Below are 23,515 nucleotides of genomic sequence, written 5' to 3'. Positions count from 1 at the left end.
TATGTTCGTTATAGTTTAATTCTCATTCCAAGAAATGGTTTCCATTAAATGGCGTATATCATTTTTAAGGTATACAGCAGCAGGATAGATGCTATCGTAATTAGGTTTTGCATTAAAATAGATAGAACCTGTAATAAAATGCTGTACACTATCGGTTACATAAAACTGAGATTGTGAGGCAGCATTTCCTTTTACTTCATAGAACATACCGTAGGCATTTTGTTGCTCATTAACATATTTTTCTTCAATAATATCGTCTGCTTTAATCACATGTTCATAAGTGAGTTTTTGTGCATCTCGCAACAAAGAATTAATGTTATTGTTGACTTTTCGATATGTTAGAAAAAGAGTGCCATCTAATGCTGGATACTCTATAACGGCAGAGCAGTTATTTTTAAAATATACTGTGCCTACATTGTTTTTTTCAAAACCGTAATTACATTCAGAGAATATGGTTGCATAATCTGCTTTAGGATATTCAAGACTTAAAAAAGCTTCAGGTTTAGGAAGCACATCACTATCGCAAGAAATAAAAAGGATGCAACTGCTTAGGAGAAATATGTAAAATCGGATGCTCAAGATCGTATGGTAAATTTAATTTGTTTAATGCGTTTTTTGTCAATAGCTTCTACGGTAAACGTATATTGATTGTAATTTATTACTTCATTCTTTTTTGGAAACCCTCCGGATATTTCCAAAATAAAGCCAGCGATTGTTTCGGCTTCTCCTTTTTGATTTTCAAAAATACTATCATCTTCAATATGTATGATACGGTAAAAATCTTTTAATGAAGTCTTGCCATCAAATACATAATTAGAATCATCAATTTTTGAATAAATGATGTCCTCATCATCAAATTCATCACTTATATCACCTACAATCTCTTCTATAATATCTTCTAAGGTAATAATTCCGCTAGTTCCGCCGTATTCATCTACAACAATGGCAAGGTGATTTTTCTTTTCTTTAAACTCGGCAAGGAGATCGTCTAGCTTTTTATTTTCTGGCACAAAATTAGGCTCTCGTATTAATGATACCCAGTCAAAATCTGTGTCTGATAAGTGTGGTAATAAATCTTTGACGTATAAAATACCTGTTATCGTGTCTATACTGTCTTTATACACAGGAATACGGGAATATCCTTTATTTGTTATAAGAGAAAGTATTGTCGTGTATGAGTCTTCTTGATTTAAGGCAAAAACATCCATACGAGGTCGCATTACTTGTTTTGTGTCAGTATTTCCAAAGGCAACAATTCCTTTTAGAATTTTTTGCTCTTCTTTTGTGGTGTCTTCTTCGCTAGTGAGCTTTAAGGCTTGTGATAATTGATCTACATTAAAGTTGGATTTTTGATCTCCTAATTTGTTGTGTATTAGTAACGTAATATATCGCATAGGACCGCTTAAAGGAGTGAAAATCACATCAAAAAAGCGTAGAGGGTATGCCATAAAACTTGCAAATTTTTTGTTGTTACGACTCGCGTATATTTTAGGAAGTATTTCTCCAAATAGTAATATTAAGAATGTAATGACTACAATTTCTAAAATAAAACGTACTGGAATTCCTAGAAATTTAGATTGAATAGAATCAAAAAGTGTTTCTCCAATATTAGCAAAAAGAAGTACAATGGCAATATTAATCGTGTTGTTTGCGACTAGAATAGTAGCTAGTAATTTTTTGGGAGTCTTTAATAGCTTTGTAACTATTTTTAATTTAGTATTTTTTTTACTAGCTATTTCAGGATCTTCAAGATCCATAGGAGTAAGTGAGAAAAAAGCGACCTCCGCGCCACTTATAAGAGCAGAACATGTTAATAAAATCAGTAATATAATAATACTGATAAGGGTAGTGCTATCTAGTGTTGATATTGCAATAAATAAGGGTTCAGGGCCAGGGTCCAATCGTATTCAGGTTTGTTAAACGTAGTATTAAAAAGGAAGATCATCTTCACCTCCTGTTTGTGGAGTAGTAGCTGTTGTTCCTTGAGATTGTTCAGGTTGCTGTGGCGATTGCACAGCTGGAGTGTTTGGAGTTTGCTGTCCTTCTCCTTTTGGAGTAAGAAATGTAAAGTCCACACATTGTATTTCGGTACTGTAACGCTCTAGACCTTTGTCATCTGTCCATTTACGCGTTTTAAGGCGACCTTCTATATATACTTTATCACCTTTTTTGAGGTATTTTTCACATATTTCGGCAGCTTTATTTCTTACAACAATATTATGCCACTCAGTATTGCTTACACGTTCACCAGTAGTACGATTGGTGTATTCTTCATTAGTAGCTAGAGGGAAGCGTCCTATGCTGTTACCACCTTCAAAATAGTGCATTTTTACTTCGTCTCCAGTGTGACCAATAAGTATTACTTTATTTATAGTGCCTGCCATAATATCAAATATAAGAAAATATTAAGCCGTAATCTATAAACTTATAGATAAACCAGTATTGCAATACTTTTAGTTTTAAAGGCAAGAAATATAATATCAAAAGAAAGGTCTCTATATAGAATTTTCTAACAGAGACCTTACTAAGCAAACTAAAATTTGTAAATAAAAAAATAATGGTTAGATGATTTTTATCTCTTTATTGTAAGTGGTTACACCATTTTTTACTTTAATACGGTAATTTCCTTTATAAGCATTTTTAAAGTTGAATGATTTGTGAATGGTTTTATCATTAATTGTTTCAGAAAAAACAATACGTCCTAAACCATCTCTAATGATAATTTTTACGGGATTTAAGTCTAAGTTTAAAAGGATAACTGAAACTTTTTCATCTTTTTCTCTTATTACTAAATCATCAGTAATATTTGTAGCGTTTGTTTTTTCTGTTTTTGTAAATGTTTCAAAACTTGTAGCATTTACACGTACACTTGCTATTAGAAGTATAAATAACAGTGGTAATTTAAAAGTGTTTTTCATAATATTCAATTTAAATGATTGATGACTAATTTATTATGATGCAAACATACACTCGAAATGCACGTAATTCTATTGCATTATTTTCAAATTAATGTGCTAAATTACCTGCTGTTGAATTTATAGATCGCCATCATGTTAATTTAGCACATATTTGTGGTAAATTTCTAATGATTTAACTGCTAAAGCGTTTTTAACTTTATGCATAAAAAGCTTGATATGATTTTACAAAGACCAACGTTAGAATCTATTACTCCCAATTTTGGAAATTCTTTTTTATATCAAAAATTTGATAGAGAAAATAGAAATGATAATACGGTGTGGCATTACCATCCTGAGTTAGAACTGGTGTATGTGAATGAAGGTACAGGAAGAAGATTAGTTGGAAGTAATCTTTCATATTATACGTGGGGGACTCTGATTTTAGTAGGAAGTAATTTGCCGCATTGTGGATTTACAGATGATCAAACAGGTAATAAGTTTGAAACTGTAATACAAATGAAGCCTGATTTTCTTGGAGATCATTTTTTTAATATACCAGAAATGTCCAATATTAAAAGATTGTTACAAGTTTCAAAACGGGGTATAGTATTTTCAGGAGTCACAAAAACAGAAGTAGGTGCTCTTATGGAGGGCATGAAAGAACAGGGTGATTGTGAGAGATTATTATCTTTTTTAAATATCCTTAATAGACTTGCTACTACAAAAGAATTTAGAATTCTTAATGCAGATGGCTTTACCCTATTATCAAATATAAATGATAATGATCGAATTAATCAGGTTTTTAATCATGTGAAAACCCATTTTAAAGAAGAAATCCCTCTAGAGCAGATGTCACAATTAACACATATGACGGTTCCTTCTTTTTGTCGTTATTTTAAAAAAATAACGAATAAAACATTTACACAGTTTGTAAATGAATATCGGTTAGTGTACGCTTCTAAGTTGCTTTCAGAGAAAGCTATAAGTATTACAGATGTATGTTATGAAAGTGGATTTAATAACTTTTCACACTTCAATAAAAAATTTAAAGCCTTTACAGGACAGAGTCCTTCTGCGTATAGAAAACAAATTAAAACGATTCTGGATTAGAAATAGGCATCTATAAATTTTTCAATAAGTACTGGAACAGGATATGATTTAATATCTGGAATGATAATAGCATTTTCGGGAAGTTTATCTACATCTATAACCCAAAAAGTAGTGTGTAGATGTTGATGTGATAGTTTGTGTACAATAGGCTTTGTATTGTATTGTTGTACCTGGTAGATAGTATAGGACGCTGTTTTTTTTAGGAATAGTTCGCTTTCGCGAAAGCGTATATCTTCAAACGCACCTTCTATTACTGGAAATTCATATAAACCTTGCCATATCCCTTTTCCAGAACGTCTATGGAGCATTGTCCTTCCATCTTTTGAACGAAATACTAGGTATTGTAAATGTCGATGTTTGACTTTTGTTTTTTTAAGTTTTACAGGAAGCTTGTTGATACTATTTTTTTGTAAGGCAACACAGGAATCATTAAAAATGCAATGTAAGCAATATGGATTTTGAGGTTTGCATTGTATGGCTCCAAACTCCATAATCGCTTGATTGAAATTTGCAGGTTGCTTAGCGTCTATGAGCTCCTGAGCAAGCTTTTTAAACTCTTTTATGCCCAAAGTACTATTGATAGGGGTTTCAATCCCAAAAATGCGAGAAAGGACTCTATATACATTTCCATCAACAACAGCAGTGGGTTTGTTAAAACTAATACTTGCAATAGCACTAGCGGTATAATCGCCAACTCCTTTTAATTCGAGAAGTTTTTCATAAGTGTTTGGAAACACACCATTATATTCATCCATGATATATTTTGCGGCAGTATGTAAATTCCTTCCGCGAGAATAATAACCAAGTCCTTGCCATAATTTTAGCACTTCTTCTTCAGAAGCATTGGCTAAATCTTTTACCGTCGGAAATGCCTCTGTAAACTTTAAATAATAGGGTAATCCTTGAGCTACTCGAGTTTGCTGAAGGATGATTTCTGAGAGCCAAATGTAGTATGGATCCGTGGTTTGTCTCCAAGGCATTTCACGCTTGTTTTCTAAATACCACGATATGAGTTTATTAGATAATTCCAATTTAAAATAGAGGTTTCTGCTAAAATATATACTTATCTTCTTATAATTTAAAACATTATGCTTGAAAGTTTGAGTTTTTAATGCTTATATTTGCGAACTTGAAATTTTAACCCCTAAACAATTATTAAAATGACAAAAGCTGATATTGTAGCAAAGGTATCTGAAAAATTAGGTATCGAAAAGAATGACGTACAAGCAACTATCGAATCGTTTATGAGCGAGGTAAAAACTTCTTTGGAAGGAGGAGACAATGTTTACCTTCGAGGATTTGGTAGCTTTATTATTAAAACCAGAGCAGAAAAAACCGGTAGGAATATTTCTAAAAATACCACTATCAAAATACCAGCTCATAACATACCAGCGTTCAAGCCTGCTAAAGTATTTGTAGAAGGTGTGAAAACGAACGTTTCTGTATAATTAAGTAACCTAATAAAAGAATCATTTTATGCCAAGTGGTAAAAAAAGAAAAAGACACAAGGTAGCAACGCACAAACGTAAAAAGAGACGTAGAGCAAACCGTCACAAAAAGAAAAAGTAGTCTTAGACTACTTTTTCTTTTGAATTATACATGATAATTAAAGCTTTGGTACAGAGATATTAAAGTGCGTAGCTAGAATAGCTTCACTTGGTTTGGCATAGTACAATCACTATGATTAAATAATAAAATACAGTGATTCTTAGTTTTTGGTATACCTCTTTTTATATACACAACGTTTTAGTTATGTGATCTAAGATCTAACGTATAATTTTAAGTTCTTTGACATCGTAACATACATCCCTTATACCTTGAGGAGTTTATTATGTTACAACGTATTTATTACATTTTGTATACATTAATTGTATACGTATCATACCTGTGATAAATTATTGTATAATTCATTTATGATGTCCTAAAAAATGACATCATAAATAAAAATTACTAAAGAGTGAATAAAGAATTAATTATAAGATCTAGTTCCTCAGTAGTTGATTTTGCCTTACTAAAAGATGGAAGACTTATAGAACTTCATAAAGAAGAAGATGGAAATAAGTTTAATGTAGGTGATGTATATATCGCAAATATTAGAAAAACAGTTTCAGGTCTAAATGCTGCATTTGTAAATGTAGGTTATGAAAAAGATGCTTTTTTGCATTATCATGATTTAGGTCCTAAACTTCCAACCCTTCTAAGTTACATAAAACGTGTAAGCACAGGTAAATTAAAAGACTATTCTTTAAAAAACTTTCCTTTTGAAAAAGACATAGACAAAAACGGAAAAATAGCCGATGTCTTAAAGTCTAAACAAAGTGTACTTGTACAAATCGCAAAAGAACCTATTTCTACAAAAGGGCCAAGGATAAGCAGTGAGCTTTCCATAGCTGGTAGATATATTGTTCTCGTGCCTTTCTCTGACCGAATTTCTATCTCACAAAAGATAGAAAGCAAAGAAGAAAAAGCGCGTCTTAAACGATTAGTGCAAAGCATCCGTCCTAAAGGATTTGGTGTTATAGTACGCACAGTTGCACAAGGAGTAAAGGTTGCAGAACTAGACAAAGACCTGCAAAGTTTGGTAGACAAATGGGCTACCATGAGTAAAAAAATTCAAGGAGCACATCATCCTAGTAAAGTGCTTGGTGAAATGAACCGAGCATCTTCTATATTAAGAGATATCTTTAATGATAGCTTTACAGGAATTACTGTAGATGATGAAACGCTCTATTATCAAATCAAAGAATATTTAAGTGAGATTGCTCCCAAAAAAGAGAGCATTGTAAAATTGCACAAGAATCCAACGCCAGTTTTTGAAAAATTCGGTATAGAACGTCAGATTAAGACTTCTTTCGGAAAAACCGTTTCAATGAGCAAAGGAGCTTATCTTGTTATCGAACATACAGAAGCACTTCATGTGGTAGATGTAAATAGTGGTAATAGATCAAATAAAGCAAAGAGTCAAGAAGACACTGCGCTAGAAGTAAATATGATCGCTGCCTCAGAAATTGCACGCCAACTAAGTCTTAGAGATATGGGAGGTATTATTGTAATCGATTTTATCGATATGAATAATGCAGACAATCGCAGAAAACTCTTTAATCATCTTAAGGATGAAATGAAGGACGATCGAGCAAAGCATAAAATATTACCGCCTAGTAAATTTGGTTTAATCCAAATAACAAGGCAACGAGTACGACCAGAGATGAATATCAAAACCCGAGAGATTAATCCTAACGGATCTAGCGGTGAGATAGAAGCGCCTATTGTAATGGTGCAAAAATTAGAAGGTAAACTTGACAAAATTCTTAAAAACGGCAATAAAAAAGTAACGCTTCATGCGCACCCTTTTGTTGCAGCTTTTCTAACCAAAGGATTTCCATCTATACGTTCTAAATGGTTTTTAGAACACAAAAAATGGGTAAAAATAATGCCCAGAGACGCTTACACGTATCTTGAATATCGCTTTACAGATCAAAGCGGTAAAGAAATTAAAACATAGAATTAAAAACCCTGTTCCTATAAAGGAATGGGGTTTTTTTATGCGCTTTTGCGAAAGCATATAAGCGTAAACCATGTTAAAATAGTAACTTTGCAAGCTGTGCAAAACTCGATAAAAGTATATACCCTAGAAGAAGCAAAACGTGCATTAGAACGCTATTGTGTGTACCAAGATCGTTGTCATAAAGAAGTGCGTACAAAACTTAAAGAAATGCGCATGATCCCAGATGCTATTGATATTGTGATAGGGCATTTGATCGAGCATAATTTTTTAAATGAAGAACGTTTTTCCAAAGCATTTGTTAGAGGAAAATTTAATCATAAATCTTGGGGAAAACAACGTATAGTAAGAGAGTTAAAACAACGCCAGATTTCTTCTTATAATATTAAAACGGCTCTTTTAGAAATTTCAGAAGAAGACTATTATACTACTTTTAATACGCTTTCGCGAAAACGATATGAGCAGCTTTCACTAGAAAAAGACAAATATAAAAAACGAAAAAAACTAGCCAATTACTTACTATACAGAGGTTGGGAAGGAGACCTTGTGTATGAAAAAGTAAAAGAATTAGTTCCGTAAATTAATATTTTTAGTCTAATCTAAAATAAGTTTTTTACAACCCGACATAATTAATTTACTTTTGCCTTATGTATACGAGAGCAGAAGAAAATTATCTTAAATGTATCTTTCATTTAGAACAAGAACATAAGGGTGCAATCTCTACAAACGCTATTGCTCAAATGATGAACACCAAAGCATCATCTGCAACAGATATGATACAGCGACTGGCAGATAAAGAGCTAGTTTCTTACCGAAGATATAAAGGAACGACACTTACAAAAGCAGGTGCTGCAGTAGCTGTAGCTGTGATACGTAAGCATAGACTTTGGGAAGTATTTCTAGTAGAAAAACTCAATTTTCAGTGGGATGAGGTTCATGTAATTGCAGAGCAATTAGAACATATTCAATCTGAAGAATTAATCACACGTCTGGATAAATTTCTAGACCATCCTGATTATGATCCTCATGGTGATCCCATTCCCGACAAAGACGGAAACATAAAGAGAACCGAAAAAAAGGTACTCTCTGAAATGAATAAAGGACAGCATGGAATTTTGGTAGGAGTGAGAGAAACAAGTGGCGAGTTTTTGCAATATCTAGATAAAAGAAATATTGCCATTGGAACGAAGATAAAAGTACTTGGGAAAGAATTTTTTGATGGATCTATGATCATTCAAGTAAAACGCGAACAGTTTTTTATATCAAAAAAAATCGCAGAAAATTTATACATACAAGTTTAATAAAACAATCTAAAATCAATTTTTTGAAAAAGTCAATTACATTAGTATTTCTTCTAGGTTTATCTTTAAAATTATCGGCCCAAGAAGCAAATTTAACACCTAAAGCCGATCTTGTTACCGATCGTCCAGATGCTACAGAATCTCCTACAACAGTGTCTGTAGGAAGTTTACAGGTAGAAACAGGTGCGTTTACAACTACGTTTGAGGAAAATGAATTTAAGGAAGAAGTATTTGGATATAATACAACCTTATTACGTTATGGTATTCTTAATAACCTTGAATTAAGAGTAGGATGGAATTTTGAAGAAGTTCAAACGACTACTAACGGAATAGAGTCTAATGATGTAGCTAGTGGATTCTCTCCATTATTATTTGGTGCAAAAGTGGCTATCGCAAAAGAAAATGAATGGTTTCCAGAAATAGGCCTTATCGGACATATCTTTTTACCTTTTACTGCAAGTTCAGATTTTAAGCCAGAATTTACTAGTGCTGATTTCCGATTTGCATTTAATCATACCTTAAGTGAGCGTTCAGGTATTGCGTATAATATAGGTGGGCAACTAGGGGGAGAAACTGCAGCATTTTCATACATCTATACATTTGTATACGGGTATGCAATTACAGGAAGACTAGGAGCTTATGTAGAGTTATATGGAGATTTGCCAGAAGATAGTAGTGCAAACCATTTTTGGGATGCAGGACTTACATATACTATTGCCCCTCTTGTGCAGCTAGATGCTACTATAGGGCAAAGTATTACAGATGGTCAGGATTTGTTGCTGGCAGTTGGAGTAAGTTTTAGAATAGATAAAAAGTAAATGATGAAAGAATCAGGATTAAAATATATAGTAATATTCCTTTTCGCTTTAAGCGTACTAAGTTGTAAAAATGATACAGCAGCAAAAAGTGGAAAACTTAATGTAGTGACTACAACGTCTATGATTACAGATCTTGTGAAGAATGTAGGAGGAGATATGATAGAGTTACAGGGACTTATGGGAGCTGGAGTAGATCCGCATTTGTATAAAGCAAGTGCAGGCGATGTGACCAAACTTACTGGCGCAGATATTATATTTTATAATGGACTTCACCTAGAAGGAAAACTTGTAGAGGTTTTTGAGAAGATGCATTCTGCTACAAAAGAACAAGTTGCATTAGGAGAACGTCTGGATAAAAAGACATTGATAGGATCGGATTATTTTGCTTCAAATTATGATCCACATGTTTGGTTTAATATCCAGTATTTTAAACAATTTGTGACTGCTGTAGTGAATACATTGTCAGAAAAAGATCCAAATAATAGCGCAAATTACAGCGCAAATGGAGAAGCTTATATACAGAAGCTAGATGCGCTTGAAAAAGAGATAAAAGGAATTATAGAAACGTTGCCAAAAGAGAAGCGTATTCTTGTGACGGCTCATGATGCTTTTAATTATTTTGGAAAGAGTTATGATTTTAATGTGGTAGGATTGCAAGGTTTGTCTACAGCTACAGAAGCTGGAGTGCAAGACGTACAACGTTTATCTCAATTTATAATAGATAATAATGTAAAAGCTATTTTTATAGAAAGTTCTGTACCAAGACGAACCATTGAAGCTCTAGAAGCAGCTGTAAAAGCAAAAGACCACGAAGTCATCATAGGAGGCTCTTTATATAGTGATGCTTTAGGAAATGCTGGTACGGTAGAGGGTACTTATATTGGGATGTTTACTTATAATGTCAACACCATTGTAAACTCACTTAAATAATTAGTATGAAAGAGAAAATAGCCATTCGTGTAGATGACTTGACAGTTGCATATAACTATAAGCCTGTATTGTGGGATATTGACTTAACAATTCCTGAAGGTGTATTAATGGCTATTGTAGGACCTAATGGAGCTGGTAAATCTACACTTATAAAATCAATACTAGGTATCATAGATCCTATTGCGGGAAGTGTTACTATATATGATAAACCTTACGAGAAACAACGTAAGCTTGTGGCATATGTGCCACAAAAAGGGAGTGTAGATTGGGATTTTCCTACGACAGCTCTTGATGTTGTCATGATGGGAACCTATGGGAAGTTAGGGTGGATAAAGCGACCAGGTCAAAAAGAGAAAAAGGCATCTCTTGAAGCGTTAGAGAAAGTAGGAATGTTGCCATTTAAGAATAGACAGATTAGTCAGTTGAGTGGGGGACAACAACAACGTGTATTCTTAGCAAGAGCCTTAGTGCAAAATGCAGCAATATACTTTATGGATGAGCCTTTTCAGGGAGTAGATGCTACAACAGAAATAGCAATTATAAATATCTTAAAAGAGCTTCGTAAAGCTGGAAAAACAGTTATTGTAGTACACCATGATTTACAAACAGTACCTGAATATTTTGATTGGGTTACTTTTTTAAATGTAAAAAAAATTGCAACAGGACCTGTAAAAGATATTTTTAATGATGATAATTTAACGAAGACGTACGGAATTAACTATAAAGTGGCAGTAAATAAATAATGGATATCAAAGACTATTTTAGTTTAGTATTTACAGATTATACCTTACGTACTATTACGTTAGGTACTGCTATTCTTGGTGCTATTTGTGGCATGTTGGGAAGTTTTGCTGTACTTCGTAAACAAAGTCTATTGGGTGATGCTATATCTCATGCGGCATTACCAGGTATTGCATTGGCATTTATTATTACTGGGACAAAGGATACAAACCTGTTGCTTATTGGGGCATTGATAAGTGGACTTATAGGAACATTTTGGATACGAGGGATGATTACAAAAACACACCTTAAAAGTGATACAGCGTTAGGATTAGTTTTGTCTTTATTTTTTGGATTTGGGATGTTGTTACTTACGTTTATTCAAAAGCAACCCAATGCAAATCAGGCAGGACTTGATAAGTATTTATTTGGACAGGCAGCGACATTGGTAGAGAAGGATGTCATGCTTATGGCTATTGTAACTGGAATATGTCTAGTGATCATGTTGCTTTTTTGGAAAGAGTTTAAGATTTTACTTTTTGACGCAGACTATACAAAAACGTTAGGATTTAATACGCGATTTATAGATGTTTTGATTACATTTTTTATTGTGTTGGCAATAGTATTAGGACTCCAAACAGTAGGCGTTGTTTTAATGAGTGCTATGTTGTTAGCTCCAGCCGCCGCTGCCAGGCAATGGACAAATAAATTAAGCGTTATGATTTTTCTTGCTGCTGTTTTTGGTGCTTTTTCGGGAGTATTTGGAACCGCTATAAGTGCAAGCCAAAATAATCTTTCTACAGGACCAGTCATTGTACTTGTTGCAGCAGTATTTGTGTTGTTTTCATTTATTTTCTCTCCAGGAAGAGGGATCCTTTTTAAACAAATTAGATTCTGGCAAAACAGGAGAGATTTAAAGCTTCAAAAAACATTGCAATTTATGTTTGATATTGCGAAGGATCATGAAGATATATCACACCCTCACGCCATTAAGATATTAAATAACTTTCAAGGATATACTAAAGGGTCATTAAAAAAAATGGAAGAGAAAAATTGGGTAGAAGTACAAGGTCAGAAATGGTCATTAACCCATGAAGGGTACGATGCTGCCAAAAATTTATATACACAAGAATAATGTCTGCACCTCAAATAGAAATACAATTAATCGCAGCAGTCGTAGCGATAGCGTGTGCTATTCCTGGAGTATTTTTGGTACTGCGTAAAATGGCACTTATCAGTGATGCGATAAGTCATTCTATTTTACCTGGGATTGTTATAGGTTTTTTCTTGACAGAAGATTTAAATTCTCCATGGCTTATTTTACTTGCGGCTGTTACAGGAGTGATTACAGTGATTCTGGTAGAAGCTATTCAAAAAACAGGATTGGTAAAAGAAGATACAGCCATTGGACTTGTGTTTCCAGCATTGTTTAGTATAGGGGTCATACTTATTGCCAAAAATGCAAATGATGTGCACCTAGATGTAGATGCTGTTTTGCTAGGAGAACTTGCTTTTGCGCCTTTTGATCGACTCTTGATTGCTGGTGCAGATGTAGGACCAAAATCTTTATGGGTGATGGGTGTTATTTTAAGTGTTACAATAGGACTTTTAATTGCATTTTTTAAAGAATTAAAGGTGAGTACTTTTGATGCAGGCTTATCTTCTGCGCTAGGGTTTTCTCCAGTGGTATTACATTATGGATTAATGTCCATATCGTCTATAACTGTAGTAGGCGCTTTTGATGCAGTGGGAGCCGTTCTTGTAGTGGCATTAATGATAGCTCCAGCAGCCACAGCATATCTACTAACATCAGATCTAAAAAAGATGATAGTGCTCTCTATTATTTTTGGAGTAGGCTCGGCGATTGCTGGATATTGGGTAGCGCATTTGCTGGATGCATCTATTTCTGGATCTATGACTACCGTGTTGGGAATTGTTTTTTTAATGGTATATCTATTTGCGCCTAGTAAAGGATTAATTGCCGTTATGTATAGACAAAGACAGCAACGTACAGAAGTTTCGTTACTTACGTTTTTATTACATTTAAATAATCATACAGAAGAAAGTGAACGCCATATTAATCATTTGCAGGAGCATATTAATTGGCAAAGAGTACGGTCGGAAACAGTGTTAAATCTTGCTGAGAAAAATAATATGATTACAATTACCAATAGTATTGTAACACTTACATCTAAAGGGAAAGAATTTACAGACCTAGCTTTAGAATATATAGTGACTAATAAAGATGAGAAAATAGAACACATGAAAGATGATTTCTTCCTCTTTAGAGGGTGATTGTGTAACACAGAATCTTTTTTGTCGTATTTAAGTTAAAGTACACACCATATGAAAATCTTTAATTTGTTTATAGTTCTTGTTTGTTTTTGCGCTTTCGCGAAAGCACAAAATATAGCATCAGATACCTCAGTAGTAGTAGATCGTTTAGAAATTAAACTTGAACTAGGCGAACGTCAGGAAATTAATACAGTTGAGATTACATTTCTTGAAGTGCTTGAAGATTCTAGGTGTCCTAAAGATGTGAGTTGTGTGTGGGCAGGGCAAGCCAAAATAAAAGTTCTTATTCAAGAAAAAGATACAGCTCCTGTCGAAAAAGAATTCATCTTTGATGCTTCTGGTAAAAATGTTTTTATATATAAATCTGAAACAATAGCTATAAAAGCGTTGCGCTTATCTCCTTATCCAAAAACAAGCTTGGCTATAAAGAAACGTGTGTATTATTTAGAATTGCAAGCCTAAAAAAGTTAATTTGTTTTGTTTTGCACATATGCTTTTAGTGCAAAAAGTAAGATGATTTCTATCCCAAAACCAAAAATGCAATACAGTAAAGAGATGTGAAATACTTGATTGAGAATCATCGCAAGGATAAAATTCCCAATAAAATAACCAAGTCCTATAGCTAGATCTTTAAAGAAGTTTTCTTTGTCAGATTTGTAATCAAAAAAATACCCTATGATTACAAATATAATTCCCATCTAGCAACCGCATTTTCCATCTCCACACCCACCTTTTGATTTCTTCTTTAGAAATGAGGGAGTCCAGACAAACTTTGTGATTAAATATCCTACAGCTACTAAGAATATAGTTAAGACGATGATATTTTGAATTTGATCCATGGTATGTTATAATTTAAAACGGTCTTTAACTAGTCGTATATAATATACTTTCTTTACTTTAAAAGTTGATAAGCTACCAAAGCTACAAGATACGCAAAACCACTCATTACTCCTAGTTGTAGCATAGGCCACTTCCAGCTATTTGTTTCCCGTTTTACAATGGCAAGTGTACTCATGCATTGCATGGCAAATGCATAAAATAATAATAGAGAAATGCCGCTGGCAAAATTAAATCTAGGTTTTTTGGAGACGGGATGTACCTCGCTCGCCATTCGATTTTTAATAGTTTCTTCTTCATCATCACCTACACTGTATATGGTAGCAAGTGTTCCTACAAAAACTTCTCTGGCAGCAAAAGAAGTAATTAAGGCAATTCCTATTTTCCAATCATATCCTAAAGGTTCTACGGCAGGTTCTATAAATTTACCTAAATGGCCTATATAACTTTTCTCTAGTCGATAGGAAGCAATTTGTTGTTCTAAGTCCGTTTTCGCGAAAGCGCCATCTTCCATACGTGCCGTTACAATAGCTTCTGCATTAGAAAAATCTTTTGTTGGCCCATAGGACGCTAGTACCCATAATACAATAGAGATGGCAAGAATGATCTTACCAGCATCTACAATAAATGATCTTGTTTTTTCTACTACATTGATAGCAACATTTTTAAACAAGGGCAATTTGTAATTAGGCATTTCTATAACAAAAAATGACTTGCTTTTGATCTTTAAAATTTTATTGAGTATCCATGCAGATCCAATGGCGGTTGCAAATCCAATAAAGTATAATAACATTAATGTGAGTCCTTGTACATTAAATATTAAAAACTCAGTGTCAGGGATGACTAATTCTATAATAATAAGATATACAGGAAGCCTCGCCGAGCAGGTGGTAAAAGGGGTGACTAATATGGTAATTAATCGTTCTTTCCAGCTTTCTATATTTCGAGTTGCCATCACAGCTGGTATGGCACAAGCAGTCCCAGAAACAAGCGGAACAACACTTTTGCCACTTAAACCAAAACGTCGCATCGCACGATCCATAAGAAATACAACACGACTCATATAACCACTTTCTTCAAGGATTGATATGAATAAAAATAGAAATGCAATTTGAGGAATAAAAATAACGATTCCTCCTAGGCCAGCTATAATACCCTCGGCCAAAAGGTTTGTGAGCGCTCCATCTGGTAATGTGTTTTTAACCCATTCACTTAAAGAGGCAAAACTAGCGTCAATAAAATCCATAGGATATTGAGACCAGTTAAAAATCACTTGAAAAATGAGCATTAATATGGAGAAGAAAATCACATATCCCCATATCTTATGGGTAAGGACACGGTCCAAACGAGATCGTAAATCTTTTGCATTTGCAGTATCAATGGTTTGTGTTTCTTTTAAAACTTCATTGATAAACTTATAGCGTATGATAGTCTCCTTTTGTTGGAGACGTTTAAGATTGCTTATAGATTCGGTTTTAAACGAAGCTATTGTATTCATCTCGTTACGTTCGACTTTTCCAAAATTTACATCTTGAGTAATTACTAACCATAGTTTATAAAGGTCTTGGTTAGGGAATGCTTTACGTAATCTGTCAAAATACTCTGGGGCAATAACAGAGGCATTTACACAAGGAGTTGTAGAGATCGTTTTATGATCTGTAATAAGTTGTTTTAGGTAGTCAATTCCTTGGTTTTTTCGGCTGCTTATAAGAGCAATTTTTGTATGAAGTCGCTCTTCCATTGCGGCAATGTCTAAGCTAATTGCTTTGCGTTTCATACGATCTGCCATATTAATGGCTAGAATCGTAGGAATGCCTAAATCTTTTATTTGGGTAAAGAGAAGTAAATTTCGTTTTAAGTTTTCTACGTCAGAGACGACAACAGCGACATCTGGGAAATCTTTATCGTTCTTATTGAGTAATAATTCAATAACAACATTTTCATCAAGGGAAGAAGCATTAAGGCTATAGGTGCCAGGTAAGTCAAGAATATGAGCTTTTACACCTCTTTTTAATTTACAGATTCCTTCCTTTTTTTCTACAGTAATTCCTGGGTAGTTCCCAACTTGTTGATTAAGTCCAGTAAGATGATTAAAGACAGATGTTTTTCCTGTGTTAGGATTTCCTATAAGCGCTACATTGAGTTGCTTTGCCATAATTTATAATGACGTTTCTATTTGAATGTGCAATGCAGTTTCTTTACGTATGGCAAGATGGCTTCCATTTACATTAATATACATAGGATCTGCAAAAGGAGCTAGTTGTAAAAGCTCTACTTCATTCCCGGGAAGACACCCCATCTCTAAGAGCTTTAGAGGAACCTCGTCTGTAGCTATATCCTTGATAATAGCTTTTTCTCCTTTCTGTAAATCAGCAACAGTTCTATTCAATGCTTATTTAGATTAAATTTAAACAAGACAAAAATACAGCATTTAGCTTAAAGGGGAAAGATATTTTTTTGTTAAAAGAATTAATTGACTTTCAATATGATTAATTTAATAAATTTTCCAACCATCCTTTTTTTGGTTCGTATTCCATTTTTAAAACCTCAATGTCTTTTAATAAGTTTAGAATAGCTTCATCTTTTGTTCCATCATAATATCCTCGAATGTATCCTTTTTTATCTATGAGCATAAAATTTTCTGTATGTACCATATCAAGATCATCTTCAGTGCCTGGAATATCTTGTACTGCGAGATAGTGTTTTCGCGCAAGCGTAAATATCTCTTTTTGAGAACCAGTTACTAAATTCCAGCGATTATCATCTACTCCTTTTTGTGTCGCATATTGTTTAAGTATTTCTGGAGTGTCATAAGTTGGTATGACAGAATGGGAAAGTAATTTTATTTCAGGATCATTTTTAAGTTCTTGTTGAATTTCTACCATGTGTTCCGTCATGATAGGGCAGATAGTTTGGCAAGTAGTAAAGAAAAAATCTGCGATATAAATTTTTCCTTTATAATAATCTTGAGTAATAGTATCGTTATTTTGATTAATAAGAGAAAAATCGCCTATACGTTGTTTTCTTTTACTGTCTTGTAACGTAGAATCTACTAAAGCACGATTTAAATCTTTGGCTTTTATATATGCTAGTCTTGGTTGAGGTTTAAGCTGACTATATATTAATGTCATTATAATGACTGATAATACAGTCATTGTTATAATTAAAATTTTATATCGCTTGAAAAATTGTAACATAGGAGCAATTTCTGCAAAATTACAACTGGAAATTGAGTTGATGAGTCTTTTTCCCTTAAAAAAAAGTGAAAAGAAACCGACAAGTCTTTAATTGCTTTATTATGCCATGTGAAAAGGTTACTTTTGTGCGTTTTAAATTTTGACACACAACAGCCATGGAGCTATTTATACAGATATCACAATTCATTCTTTCTATTTCTATTTTAGTGGTCTTACACGAGTTTGGTCATTTCTTACCAGCACGCTGGTTTGGAATTAAAGTAGAAAAGTTTTTCTTATTTTTTGATGTGAAGTTTGCCCTTTTTAAAAAGAAAATAGGAGAGACTGTATACGGAGTAGGTTGGTTGCCTTTAGGAGGATATGTGAAAATTGCGGGAATGATTGATGAGAGTATGGATAAAGAGCAAATGGCAAAACCTGCAGAACCTTGGGAATTTAGATCAAAACCAGCATGGCAACGATTGATAGTCATGGTTGGGGGAGTTACAGTAAATGTATTACTTGCTTGGGCAATTTATAGTACAATGCTTGTTGTGTATGGAGATGTGTATACACCTGCCGGTAATCTTAAGTATGGGATTGATGTTACCACCGAAGGAGAAGCATTAGGGTTTATGGATGGAGATCAAATTTTATCTATAGATGGAAAACCTGTTAAGAAATTCAATTCTGACTTATTGTTTGATGTATTATTAGGAGATGAAGCAACAGTACGTAGAGATGGTAAGGAAGTAAGTTTTCCTATAAGTGATCAAGGGAAAAAATTAATCCTTAATAATGATAAAAAGGGAAGCCCTTTTATTGATACAGATAGGAGTAATATATTACATAAAGTAGCAGACACGACAATAGCCTATTCTAGCGGTTTTAGAGGAGGAGAGGTTATTACTTCTATAAATAATACGCAAACCCCATTTTGGTCTGATATAAAAGAACAAATTGCCCTTGCGCGAACTAATAAAGATTCTTTGCATATTACATATCAAAGTAATGGTAGTGTGAGTACGATTACCACATTTGTTCCAAATGATAAAAACCTTGGAGTTTTACCAAAAGCAGAAAAGTTTGCTGTAAAGGATGAGTATTCAGTGTTTGCTGCAATACCAAAAGCTTGGACTCAAACGATTGGAGTTCTTAAGAAACAAGTTAAGCAATTCAAATTGATCTTTAATAAAGAAGTTCAAGGATATAAGAATGTAAAAGGACCTATTGGAATTGTCGAGATGATGTCCCCAACATGGGATTGGTATAAGTTTTGGTCATTTACGGCTATGTTTTCTGTATGGCTTGCATTTGTAAATATTCTACCTATTCCTGCACTAGATGGTGGACACGTTATGTTTTTACTATACGAAATGATTTCTGGGAAAAAACCTTCAGAAAAAACATTAGAGCGTGGTCAGATTATAGGATTTGTAATAGTGATGGGACTTATGCTTGTTATTTTTGGAAATGATATTTGGAACTTATTTAAGTAATAATTCTTTTTGCGCTTTCGCGAAAGCGTATCATAAATAAAATTTATAACGATGTATTATTTTAATAACGCATTGTTATAATCGTCTCCAAACTAACTCTTTTTAAGCATGCCTATGCTCTTTTTTTGGGTGTGACTTATAACTTGTTTGTTTTTAATTTTTGAAGCTCTCTTAATGCTTTAATTTTAATTTTTTCTTCAGAAGAGGTGCCTGCTATAGAAATGCCTTTTTTAGATTAATATCTGTTATATGGTATTTTTAATCCATAGTATTTTGATGCGTAGTGTATTATGAAAACTGTATAGATTTTTAATTCTATTCTATAATAAATAGAACGTATTCTTGACTGTCTTCGTAATTAAAAAACAAATCAAATAGATTAGGTTATCTAACTTATTTAAAGTCAATCACTTGTGTTTTTGTAGCAATTATCTTCAATTTTTACGGTAAAAATTAGATTTTTTAAACTTTTTAAAAAAGTGCTATTTGCCTGAAATTACGGTATTTCCGTACAATATTTATGCATTTCCTACAAAAAAAAATACAACACTATGCATTTCATCGATACTTTTGTGTACTTTAGCGATTATTTTAATAAGAATAATTTGTTACAAGTACATTTAAAATGCGAATATTATTTTAGCTCGCAAATTCAAATCATCACTCCTTAGTATGTTATACTAAGAGCCCCTAAAGTTTGAATGCCCTATGAAAAAAACTACCTCCACGTTGTTCATAGCATTTATTGCTATAACAATGGTTATTTTCTTTAGAATGTTGAGAAGCATAAGACGTGTAGTCTTGTGTTTTATATGTACGGTTGAGGCTTATGTTTATTCTTTAGTGTCAGTTTGTAATAAGCTGATAAATAGTTTCCTATTCTTTTCAAAACACACACATACATATGTTACTAGCTCCCTACTAGTAACTTATTTGAGTACCCATACATATAGATTAATCCCAACCCAAAGATATTCTTGATTAAGATCAAGAAATAAAAGAAGAAGCGTATGAAAATCATTACAAGATTCTCGTTTATACATCACCAATTACCATTTATTTTATTTGGCTTATTCCTGATTTTATCTAGTAACGCTGTTGCCCAATGCGTTAATGGAGAAACCGAATTTACCTGGAGTGGAGCAGCTACCGGAAATCAACTAGTTTGGGCGGCTGGTCAAAATACGGGTAATGATGTGCTTACTGATTGTTCAACAAATATTACAGTAGATATAGATGTTGTTGATACTGATAATGTATATTATAACGGTACGCAAAATGGTGGAAATAGTACTTCTGGACTATTTGCTCCTGGTGGATTAACAATGTGGTTGGATAATAATGAAAATCTTTTCGATACCAACGCAATGACGTTAGGTGAGGAAGCTTCGTTTACCTTCGATTTTTCAATGCCAGTTGGGTTAACTGAATTTTTAACAGCAGATATTGATTGGCAAAATAATGGTGTTGCTGGAAGATGGCGCGACGTTGTTGAGATAACTGCAGTAGATGAATTAGGAGCCAATGTACCTCTTACTGGAACATTAGTTAGTGGAGCAAGTACTATTGTTATTAATAATGTAGCTCAAACAGCAACAGCCGATTATAATACCACAAATGGAACGAGCGGTGGTTTAGGTTGGGACGATGTAGAGAGTCAAGTGACTTGGAGTTCAAACGGTCAACAAATAAAAATACTAACAGTTACATATAGAACAGGAGTTGGTAATGCAGGTCAACAATCATTACTAATAGGGGGAATGACAGTAGATGCAGATACTGATAATGATGGGGTATTAAATAATGTAGATGTCTGTGAAGGTTTTGATGATACAGCAGATAATGATGATGATGATATTCCAGATTCTTGTGATCAAGATGATGATAATGATGGAATTTTAGATATTATAGAATGTCCAATAGTTGCCCCAACAGGAGGAAATGTTCAGCCAGACGCCGTATTTTATTCTGATGCTGCATCCAGACAATTTTTTACAATTGCAGGAAATACTAATGGATTAGGCTTTTCAGAATCTGGATGGGATGCAACTGTAGTCGCTACAGGAGGAACAATTGTGTCTGATTTAAATTTTAGTTCAGCAACCTTTTCTAATGGGACAGTAACGGGTTCTAATGATGCAGTAAATCCTATTACAAATGATTATGTCATTGCAGCGACAACTAATGGGGCTTTTATTTCTGGAGCTACAGGATCTGGATTAAGTATCACGCCTGGAGCAGCAGATCTTGAAACAGATAATAATCTTGAATTTTCAACATTTATAAACTTTACAACACCTGTATATAGTTTTGGTTTTGATCTGATAGATTTTTTCGATCATGGAGCGGCAGCATATACAGATACTTGGGAGTTATTTATTGATGGTAACCTTGTTTATAGAATAGGACCTAATACTGCTGTTGGAGCAGGTGTTACAGGTACTTTTCAAATTAGTGATGGTTCAGGTAATGCTTTAGGTAATATTATTGCAGGACAGGATATCGAATCTTTCTTTGGCTTTATAAGCCCTGTGACGGTATCTCAGTTAGAAATACGTAGAAATTCTACGTTCTCAGGAGGCGTTACTACAGGTGAGGATCTTCATGGAATAGACAGTTTTAGATATTCTATAGTTGCTCCTTTTGATACTGATAATGATGGAATTCCTGATTGTGCAGATGAAGACAGTGATGGTGATGGATGTCCTGATGCCGTAGAAGGCGCAGGAGTATTTGAACAATCAGACCTGACAACTTCAGATAATCTTGCAGATGATGATGAAGGACAGGTAGATGCAAATGGTATTCCTGAAAACTCTTCTGGTACTTCTCAACAACAAAATACAACAGCAGGTGTCACTCAAGCTACACAAGTATTAATAAATACATCTCCATCTAGTCAAACAATAAATGATGGAGAATCTGTAACTTTTAGCGTTACAGCTACAGGGAATCAGGCAACTAGCTATGCAAATGGAACACCAGTATACGGAACATCTGGTAACGCAAATATTGGAGTTAACTATCAATGGTATCTAGGAAATCCAGATGCAGGAGGAGCTCCTATTGCAGGGGAAACAAATCCAAATCTTACCTTTAATGTAAGTTTGGCCGATGATGGGAATCAGTACTTTGTAGTCGTCACACATGATGACAATGAATGTATAAGACTAATTGAATCAGCAACATTAACAGTTGTAGATCCTTGTACTGATGGAGCAGTAGTAGGTACGCCAACAACAAATGATCCAGATGCAGACGGGATTAATAATATATGTGATCAGGATGATGATAATGATGGGATTTTGGATATTAATGAGGGTTGTCCAAATTTAGTTTCTGGAACTGTTTTAGCTAATCCTCCAGTTGGAGCATGGGAAGTGTTTGTATATGATGGCCATTTTGCAGTGCCTAATGCTACAAATCCTATTGATAGACCATCATATGGAGCAGATGGTGTTTCAGGAGGAACGCCAGTATTAAGCTCTCATGGATTTTATACAGCAAATGCTGTAACATACTCATTTGATGATCAGAATATTGTAGGAAATCAAGACCCTACACCTAGTGTTACTGCATCAGGAGTAGCTTTAACAACAATAATTCCTTTTACAACATCTAATAGTGGAGTTTGGTCTTTAATATACAAAAGAACTGTTGAAAACTCAGGAACTATAACTATAGGAGCACCAGGATCATACGTAGATGATTGGGTGGAATTATATATAAACGGCATTTTAGTTGATTCTATTAATGAATTTACAAGCAATTTACCCTCAGGAGATGTAATATCTGAAAATGTATCTCCTGGAGATGTAGTTGAATTCCGTTTAACAAATGGATTATCTATAGGTGGATTTAGCCTTTCTGTTGTATTGGCTAACGAAACTAGTGGACCTACTTGTGCAGGTATTGATACAGATGGAGATGGAATACCTAATCATTTAGATGAAGACAGTGATGGTGATGGGTGTTTTGATGCAATCGAAGGAGACGGTTCTTTTACTTTAATTCAGGTTAATGGCAATGGAGAGCTCTTAGGTGGTGTTGATAGTGTGACGGGAATTCCTTCTGTAGGAACTCAAAACACGACAACTGCTTATGCTGATGAGAATGATAATTCTGCTTGCCTTGATCTTACAGGTGATACAGCAAGCACAGATGAGGATAGTCCTATAAATATAGATGTATTAGATAATGATACATTTGAAGCTACTAATCCATTAGTGACTGAGGTAACCAATCCAGCCAATGGAACGGTGACTATCGAGGCTGATGGTACGGTGACTTATACTCCGGATCCTGATTTTAATGGCACGGATACTTTTGATTATACGGTTGTTGTAACCAATGGAGATGGCTCGACTTCTACTCAGACTGCTACGGTTGTTGTAACGGTAGACCCGATAGCTGATGTTGAGGATGATGCG

Annotated in this window: 23 protein-coding genes; 13 read left to right on the top strand and 10 right to left on the bottom strand. The window is 34.0% G+C overall.

Features of this window, described 5'->3' with window-relative positions:
- Positions 1-15 precede the first annotated feature (15 nt).
- The 4 genes from gldD to ABJD27_RS19805 all read right to left on the bottom strand — a co-directional run bounded on the left by gldD (position 16) and on the right by ABJD27_RS19805 (position 2,918).
- Complete coding sequence (gldD, locus tag ABJD27_RS19820) at positions 16-579, bottom strand: gliding motility lipoprotein GldD (protein WP_348162146.1); 564 nt, start codon at positions 577-579, stop codon at positions 16-18.
- A complete protein-coding gene (locus ABJD27_RS19815) occupies positions 576-1,901 on the bottom strand; it encodes a gliding motility-associated protein GldE (RefSeq protein ID WP_348162148.1) in 1,326 nt (441 codons plus the stop codon). The genes gldD and ABJD27_RS19815 overlap by 4 nt, the downstream gene beginning before the upstream one ends.
- 27 nt (positions 1,902-1,928) lie before the next feature.
- Entirely contained in the window at positions 1,929-2,384 is a 456-nt protein-coding gene (gene ssb, locus ABJD27_RS19810; RefSeq protein ID WP_348162150.1) for a single-stranded DNA-binding protein, read from the bottom strand.
- 177 nt (positions 2,385-2,561) lie between these two features.
- Entirely contained in the window at positions 2,562-2,918 is a 357-nt protein-coding gene (locus tag ABJD27_RS19805; protein ID WP_348162152.1) for a hypothetical protein, read from the bottom strand.
- A 216-nt stretch (positions 2,919-3,134) separates the two neighbouring features.
- Here ABJD27_RS19805 and ABJD27_RS19800 point away from each other — a divergent pair, with 216 nt between their 5' ends.
- On the top strand, positions 3,135-4,007 hold the full coding sequence (locus ABJD27_RS19800; RefSeq protein WP_348162154.1) for an AraC family transcriptional regulator: 873 nt from the start codon (positions 3,135-3,137) through the stop codon (positions 4,005-4,007).
- On the opposite strand, the gene mutY is transcribed toward ABJD27_RS19800, so the two are convergent.
- On the bottom strand, positions 4,004-5,038 hold the full coding sequence (gene mutY / locus ABJD27_RS19795) for an A/G-specific adenine glycosylase (protein ID WP_348162156.1): 1,035 nt from the start codon (positions 5,036-5,038) through the stop codon (positions 4,004-4,006). The genes ABJD27_RS19800 and mutY overlap by 4 nt on opposite strands.
- Positions 5,039-5,167: 129 nt before the next feature.
- On the opposite strand from mutY, the gene ABJD27_RS19790 reads away from it, so the two are divergent.
- From ABJD27_RS19790 to ABJD27_RS19745, 10 genes are all read left to right on the top strand, one after another.
- Positions 5,168-5,455, top strand: coding sequence for an HU family DNA-binding protein (locus tag ABJD27_RS19790; protein ID WP_348162157.1), 288 nt, complete (start codon positions 5,168-5,170; stop codon positions 5,453-5,455).
- A gap of 509 nt (positions 5,456-5,964) precedes the next feature.
- The gene (locus ABJD27_RS19785) at positions 5,965-7,509 is read left to right on the top strand and encodes a ribonuclease E/G (RefSeq protein WP_348162159.1); all 1,545 of its coding nucleotides are present in this window, start codon (positions 5,965-5,967) and stop codon (positions 7,507-7,509) included.
- A 99-nt stretch (positions 7,510-7,608) separates the two neighbouring features.
- On the top strand, positions 7,609-8,088 hold the full coding sequence (locus tag ABJD27_RS19780) for a regulatory protein RecX (RefSeq protein ID WP_348162161.1): 480 nt from the start codon (positions 7,609-7,611) through the stop codon (positions 8,086-8,088).
- A 68-nt stretch (positions 8,089-8,156) separates the two neighbouring features.
- A complete protein-coding gene (locus ABJD27_RS19775) occupies positions 8,157-8,810 on the top strand; it encodes a metal-dependent transcriptional regulator (protein ID WP_348162163.1) in 654 nt (217 codons plus the stop codon).
- Positions 8,811-8,833: 23 nt separating this feature from the next.
- Complete coding sequence (locus ABJD27_RS19770; protein WP_348162165.1) at positions 8,834-9,628, top strand: transporter; 795 nt, start codon at positions 8,834-8,836, stop codon at positions 9,626-9,628.
- Positions 9,629-9,631: 3 nt separating this feature from the next.
- A complete protein-coding gene (locus ABJD27_RS19765; protein WP_348162191.1) occupies positions 9,632-10,558 on the top strand; it encodes a zinc ABC transporter substrate-binding protein in 927 nt (308 codons plus the stop codon).
- A gap of 5 nt (positions 10,559-10,563) precedes the next feature.
- The gene (locus ABJD27_RS19760) at positions 10,564-11,301 is read left to right on the top strand and encodes a metal ABC transporter ATP-binding protein (protein ID WP_348162167.1); all 738 of its coding nucleotides are present in this window, start codon (positions 10,564-10,566) and stop codon (positions 11,299-11,301) included.
- Positions 11,301-12,413 carry a metal ABC transporter permease gene (locus tag ABJD27_RS19755; RefSeq protein ID WP_348162169.1) on the top strand — a complete coding sequence of 371 codons (1,113 nt, stop codon included), beginning with the start codon at positions 11,301-11,303 and terminating at the stop codon, positions 12,411-12,413. The genes ABJD27_RS19760 and ABJD27_RS19755 overlap by 1 nt, the downstream gene beginning before the upstream one ends.
- Positions 12,413-13,573, top strand: coding sequence for a metal ABC transporter permease (locus tag ABJD27_RS19750; RefSeq protein ID WP_348162171.1), 1,161 nt, complete (start codon positions 12,413-12,415; stop codon positions 13,571-13,573). Before ABJD27_RS19755 ends, ABJD27_RS19750 begins: the two co-directional genes overlap by 1 nt.
- A 51-nt stretch (positions 13,574-13,624) precedes the next feature.
- The gene (locus tag ABJD27_RS19745) at positions 13,625-14,035 is read left to right on the top strand and encodes a hypothetical protein (RefSeq protein ID WP_348162173.1); all 411 of its coding nucleotides are present in this window, start codon (positions 13,625-13,627) and stop codon (positions 14,033-14,035) included.
- A 5-nt stretch (positions 14,036-14,040) separates the two neighbouring features.
- On the opposite strand, the gene ABJD27_RS19740 is transcribed toward ABJD27_RS19745, so the two are convergent.
- The 5 genes from ABJD27_RS19740 to ABJD27_RS19720 all read right to left on the bottom strand — a co-directional run bounded on the left by ABJD27_RS19740 (position 14,041) and on the right by ABJD27_RS19720 (position 17,565).
- Positions 14,041-14,271 carry a hypothetical protein gene (locus tag ABJD27_RS19740; protein WP_348162175.1) on the bottom strand — a complete coding sequence of 77 codons (231 nt, stop codon included), beginning with the start codon at positions 14,269-14,271 and terminating at the stop codon, positions 14,041-14,043.
- Positions 14,272-14,412, bottom strand: coding sequence for a FeoB-associated Cys-rich membrane protein (locus tag ABJD27_RS19735; RefSeq protein ID WP_348162177.1), 141 nt, complete (start codon positions 14,410-14,412; stop codon positions 14,272-14,274). It lies immediately after the preceding gene.
- Between the two features lie 53 nt (positions 14,413-14,465).
- Positions 14,466-16,565 (bottom strand): ferrous iron transport protein B, encoded by a 2,100-nt coding sequence (gene feoB / locus ABJD27_RS19730; RefSeq protein WP_348162179.1) that lies wholly within the window; start codon positions 16,563-16,565, stop codon positions 14,466-14,468.
- A gap of 3 nt (positions 16,566-16,568) precedes the next feature.
- Positions 16,569-16,799, bottom strand: coding sequence for a FeoA family protein (locus ABJD27_RS19725; protein ID WP_348162181.1), 231 nt, complete (start codon positions 16,797-16,799; stop codon positions 16,569-16,571).
- Positions 16,800-16,899: 100 nt separating this feature from the next.
- Positions 16,900-17,565 (bottom strand): SCO family protein, encoded by a 666-nt coding sequence (locus tag ABJD27_RS19720; RefSeq protein ID WP_348162183.1) that lies wholly within the window; start codon positions 17,563-17,565, stop codon positions 16,900-16,902.
- A gap of 197 nt (positions 17,566-17,762) precedes the next feature.
- Here ABJD27_RS19720 and rseP point away from each other — a divergent pair, with 197 nt between their 5' ends.
- Both rseP and ABJD27_RS19710 read left to right on the top strand, forming a co-directional pair.
- Positions 17,763-19,085 carry an RIP metalloprotease RseP gene (rseP, locus tag ABJD27_RS19715; RefSeq protein ID WP_348162185.1) on the top strand — a complete coding sequence of 441 codons (1,323 nt, stop codon included), beginning with the start codon at positions 17,763-17,765 and terminating at the stop codon, positions 19,083-19,085.
- A gap of 1,010 nt (positions 19,086-20,095) precedes the next feature.
- Positions 20,096-23,515: Ig-like domain-containing protein (locus tag ABJD27_RS19710; protein ID WP_348202091.1), on the top strand; the 3,420-nt coding region annotated here is incomplete at its 3' end.

This window comes from Dokdonia sp., assembly GCF_039945015.1.
In the GTDB taxonomy this organism is placed as follows: Bacteria; Bacteroidota; Bacteroidia; order Flavobacteriales; family Flavobacteriaceae; genus Dokdonia.
Note: the sequence above shows the minus strand (reverse complement) of the source record. Positions and strands in the feature narration are given on the sequence as shown.

What these genes read in the sequence shown, in the direction of transcription:
- rseP (WP_348162185.1), top strand. Translation starts at nt 17,763, where the DNA reads ATGGAGCTATTTATACAGATATCACAATTCATTCTTTCTATTTCTATT.
- ABJD27_RS19720 (WP_348162183.1), bottom strand. Translation starts at nt 17,565, where the DNA reads ATGACTGTATTATCAGTCATTATAATGACATTAATATATAGTCAGCTT.
- ABJD27_RS19800 (WP_348162154.1), top strand. Translation starts at nt 3,135, where the DNA reads ATGATTTTACAAAGACCAACGTTAGAATCTATTACTCCCAATTTTGGA.
- ABJD27_RS19750 (WP_348162171.1), top strand. Translation starts at nt 12,413, where the DNA reads ATGTCTGCACCTCAAATAGAAATACAATTAATCGCAGCAGTCGTAGCG.
- feoB (WP_348162179.1), bottom strand. Translation starts at nt 16,565, where the DNA reads ATGGCAAAGCAACTCAATGTAGCGCTTATAGGAAATCCTAACACAGGA.
- ABJD27_RS19740 (WP_348162175.1), bottom strand. Translation starts at nt 14,271, where the DNA reads ATGGGAATTATATTTGTAATCATAGGGTATTTTTTTGATTACAAATCT.
- ABJD27_RS19760 (WP_348162167.1), top strand. Translation starts at nt 10,564, where the DNA reads ATGAAAGAGAAAATAGCCATTCGTGTAGATGACTTGACAGTTGCATAT.
- ABJD27_RS19735 (WP_348162177.1), bottom strand. Translation starts at nt 14,412, where the DNA reads ATGGATCAAATTCAAAATATCATCGTCTTAACTATATTCTTAGTAGCT.
- ssb (WP_348162150.1), bottom strand. Translation starts at nt 2,384, where the DNA reads ATGGCAGGCACTATAAATAAAGTAATACTTATTGGTCACACTGGAGAC.
- ABJD27_RS19765 (WP_348162191.1), top strand. Translation starts at nt 9,632, where the DNA reads ATGAAAGAATCAGGATTAAAATATATAGTAATATTCCTTTTCGCTTTA.
- ABJD27_RS19745 (WP_348162173.1), top strand. Translation starts at nt 13,625, where the DNA reads ATGAAAATCTTTAATTTGTTTATAGTTCTTGTTTGTTTTTGCGCTTTC.
- ABJD27_RS19790 (WP_348162157.1), top strand. Translation starts at nt 5,168, where the DNA reads ATGACAAAAGCTGATATTGTAGCAAAGGTATCTGAAAAATTAGGTATC.
- ABJD27_RS19755 (WP_348162169.1), top strand. Translation starts at nt 11,301, where the DNA reads ATGGATATCAAAGACTATTTTAGTTTAGTATTTACAGATTATACCTTA.
- ABJD27_RS19805 (WP_348162152.1), bottom strand. Translation starts at nt 2,918, where the DNA reads ATGAAAAACACTTTTAAATTACCACTGTTATTTATACTTCTAATAGCA.
- ABJD27_RS19775 (WP_348162163.1), top strand. Translation starts at nt 8,157, where the DNA reads ATGTATACGAGAGCAGAAGAAAATTATCTTAAATGTATCTTTCATTTA.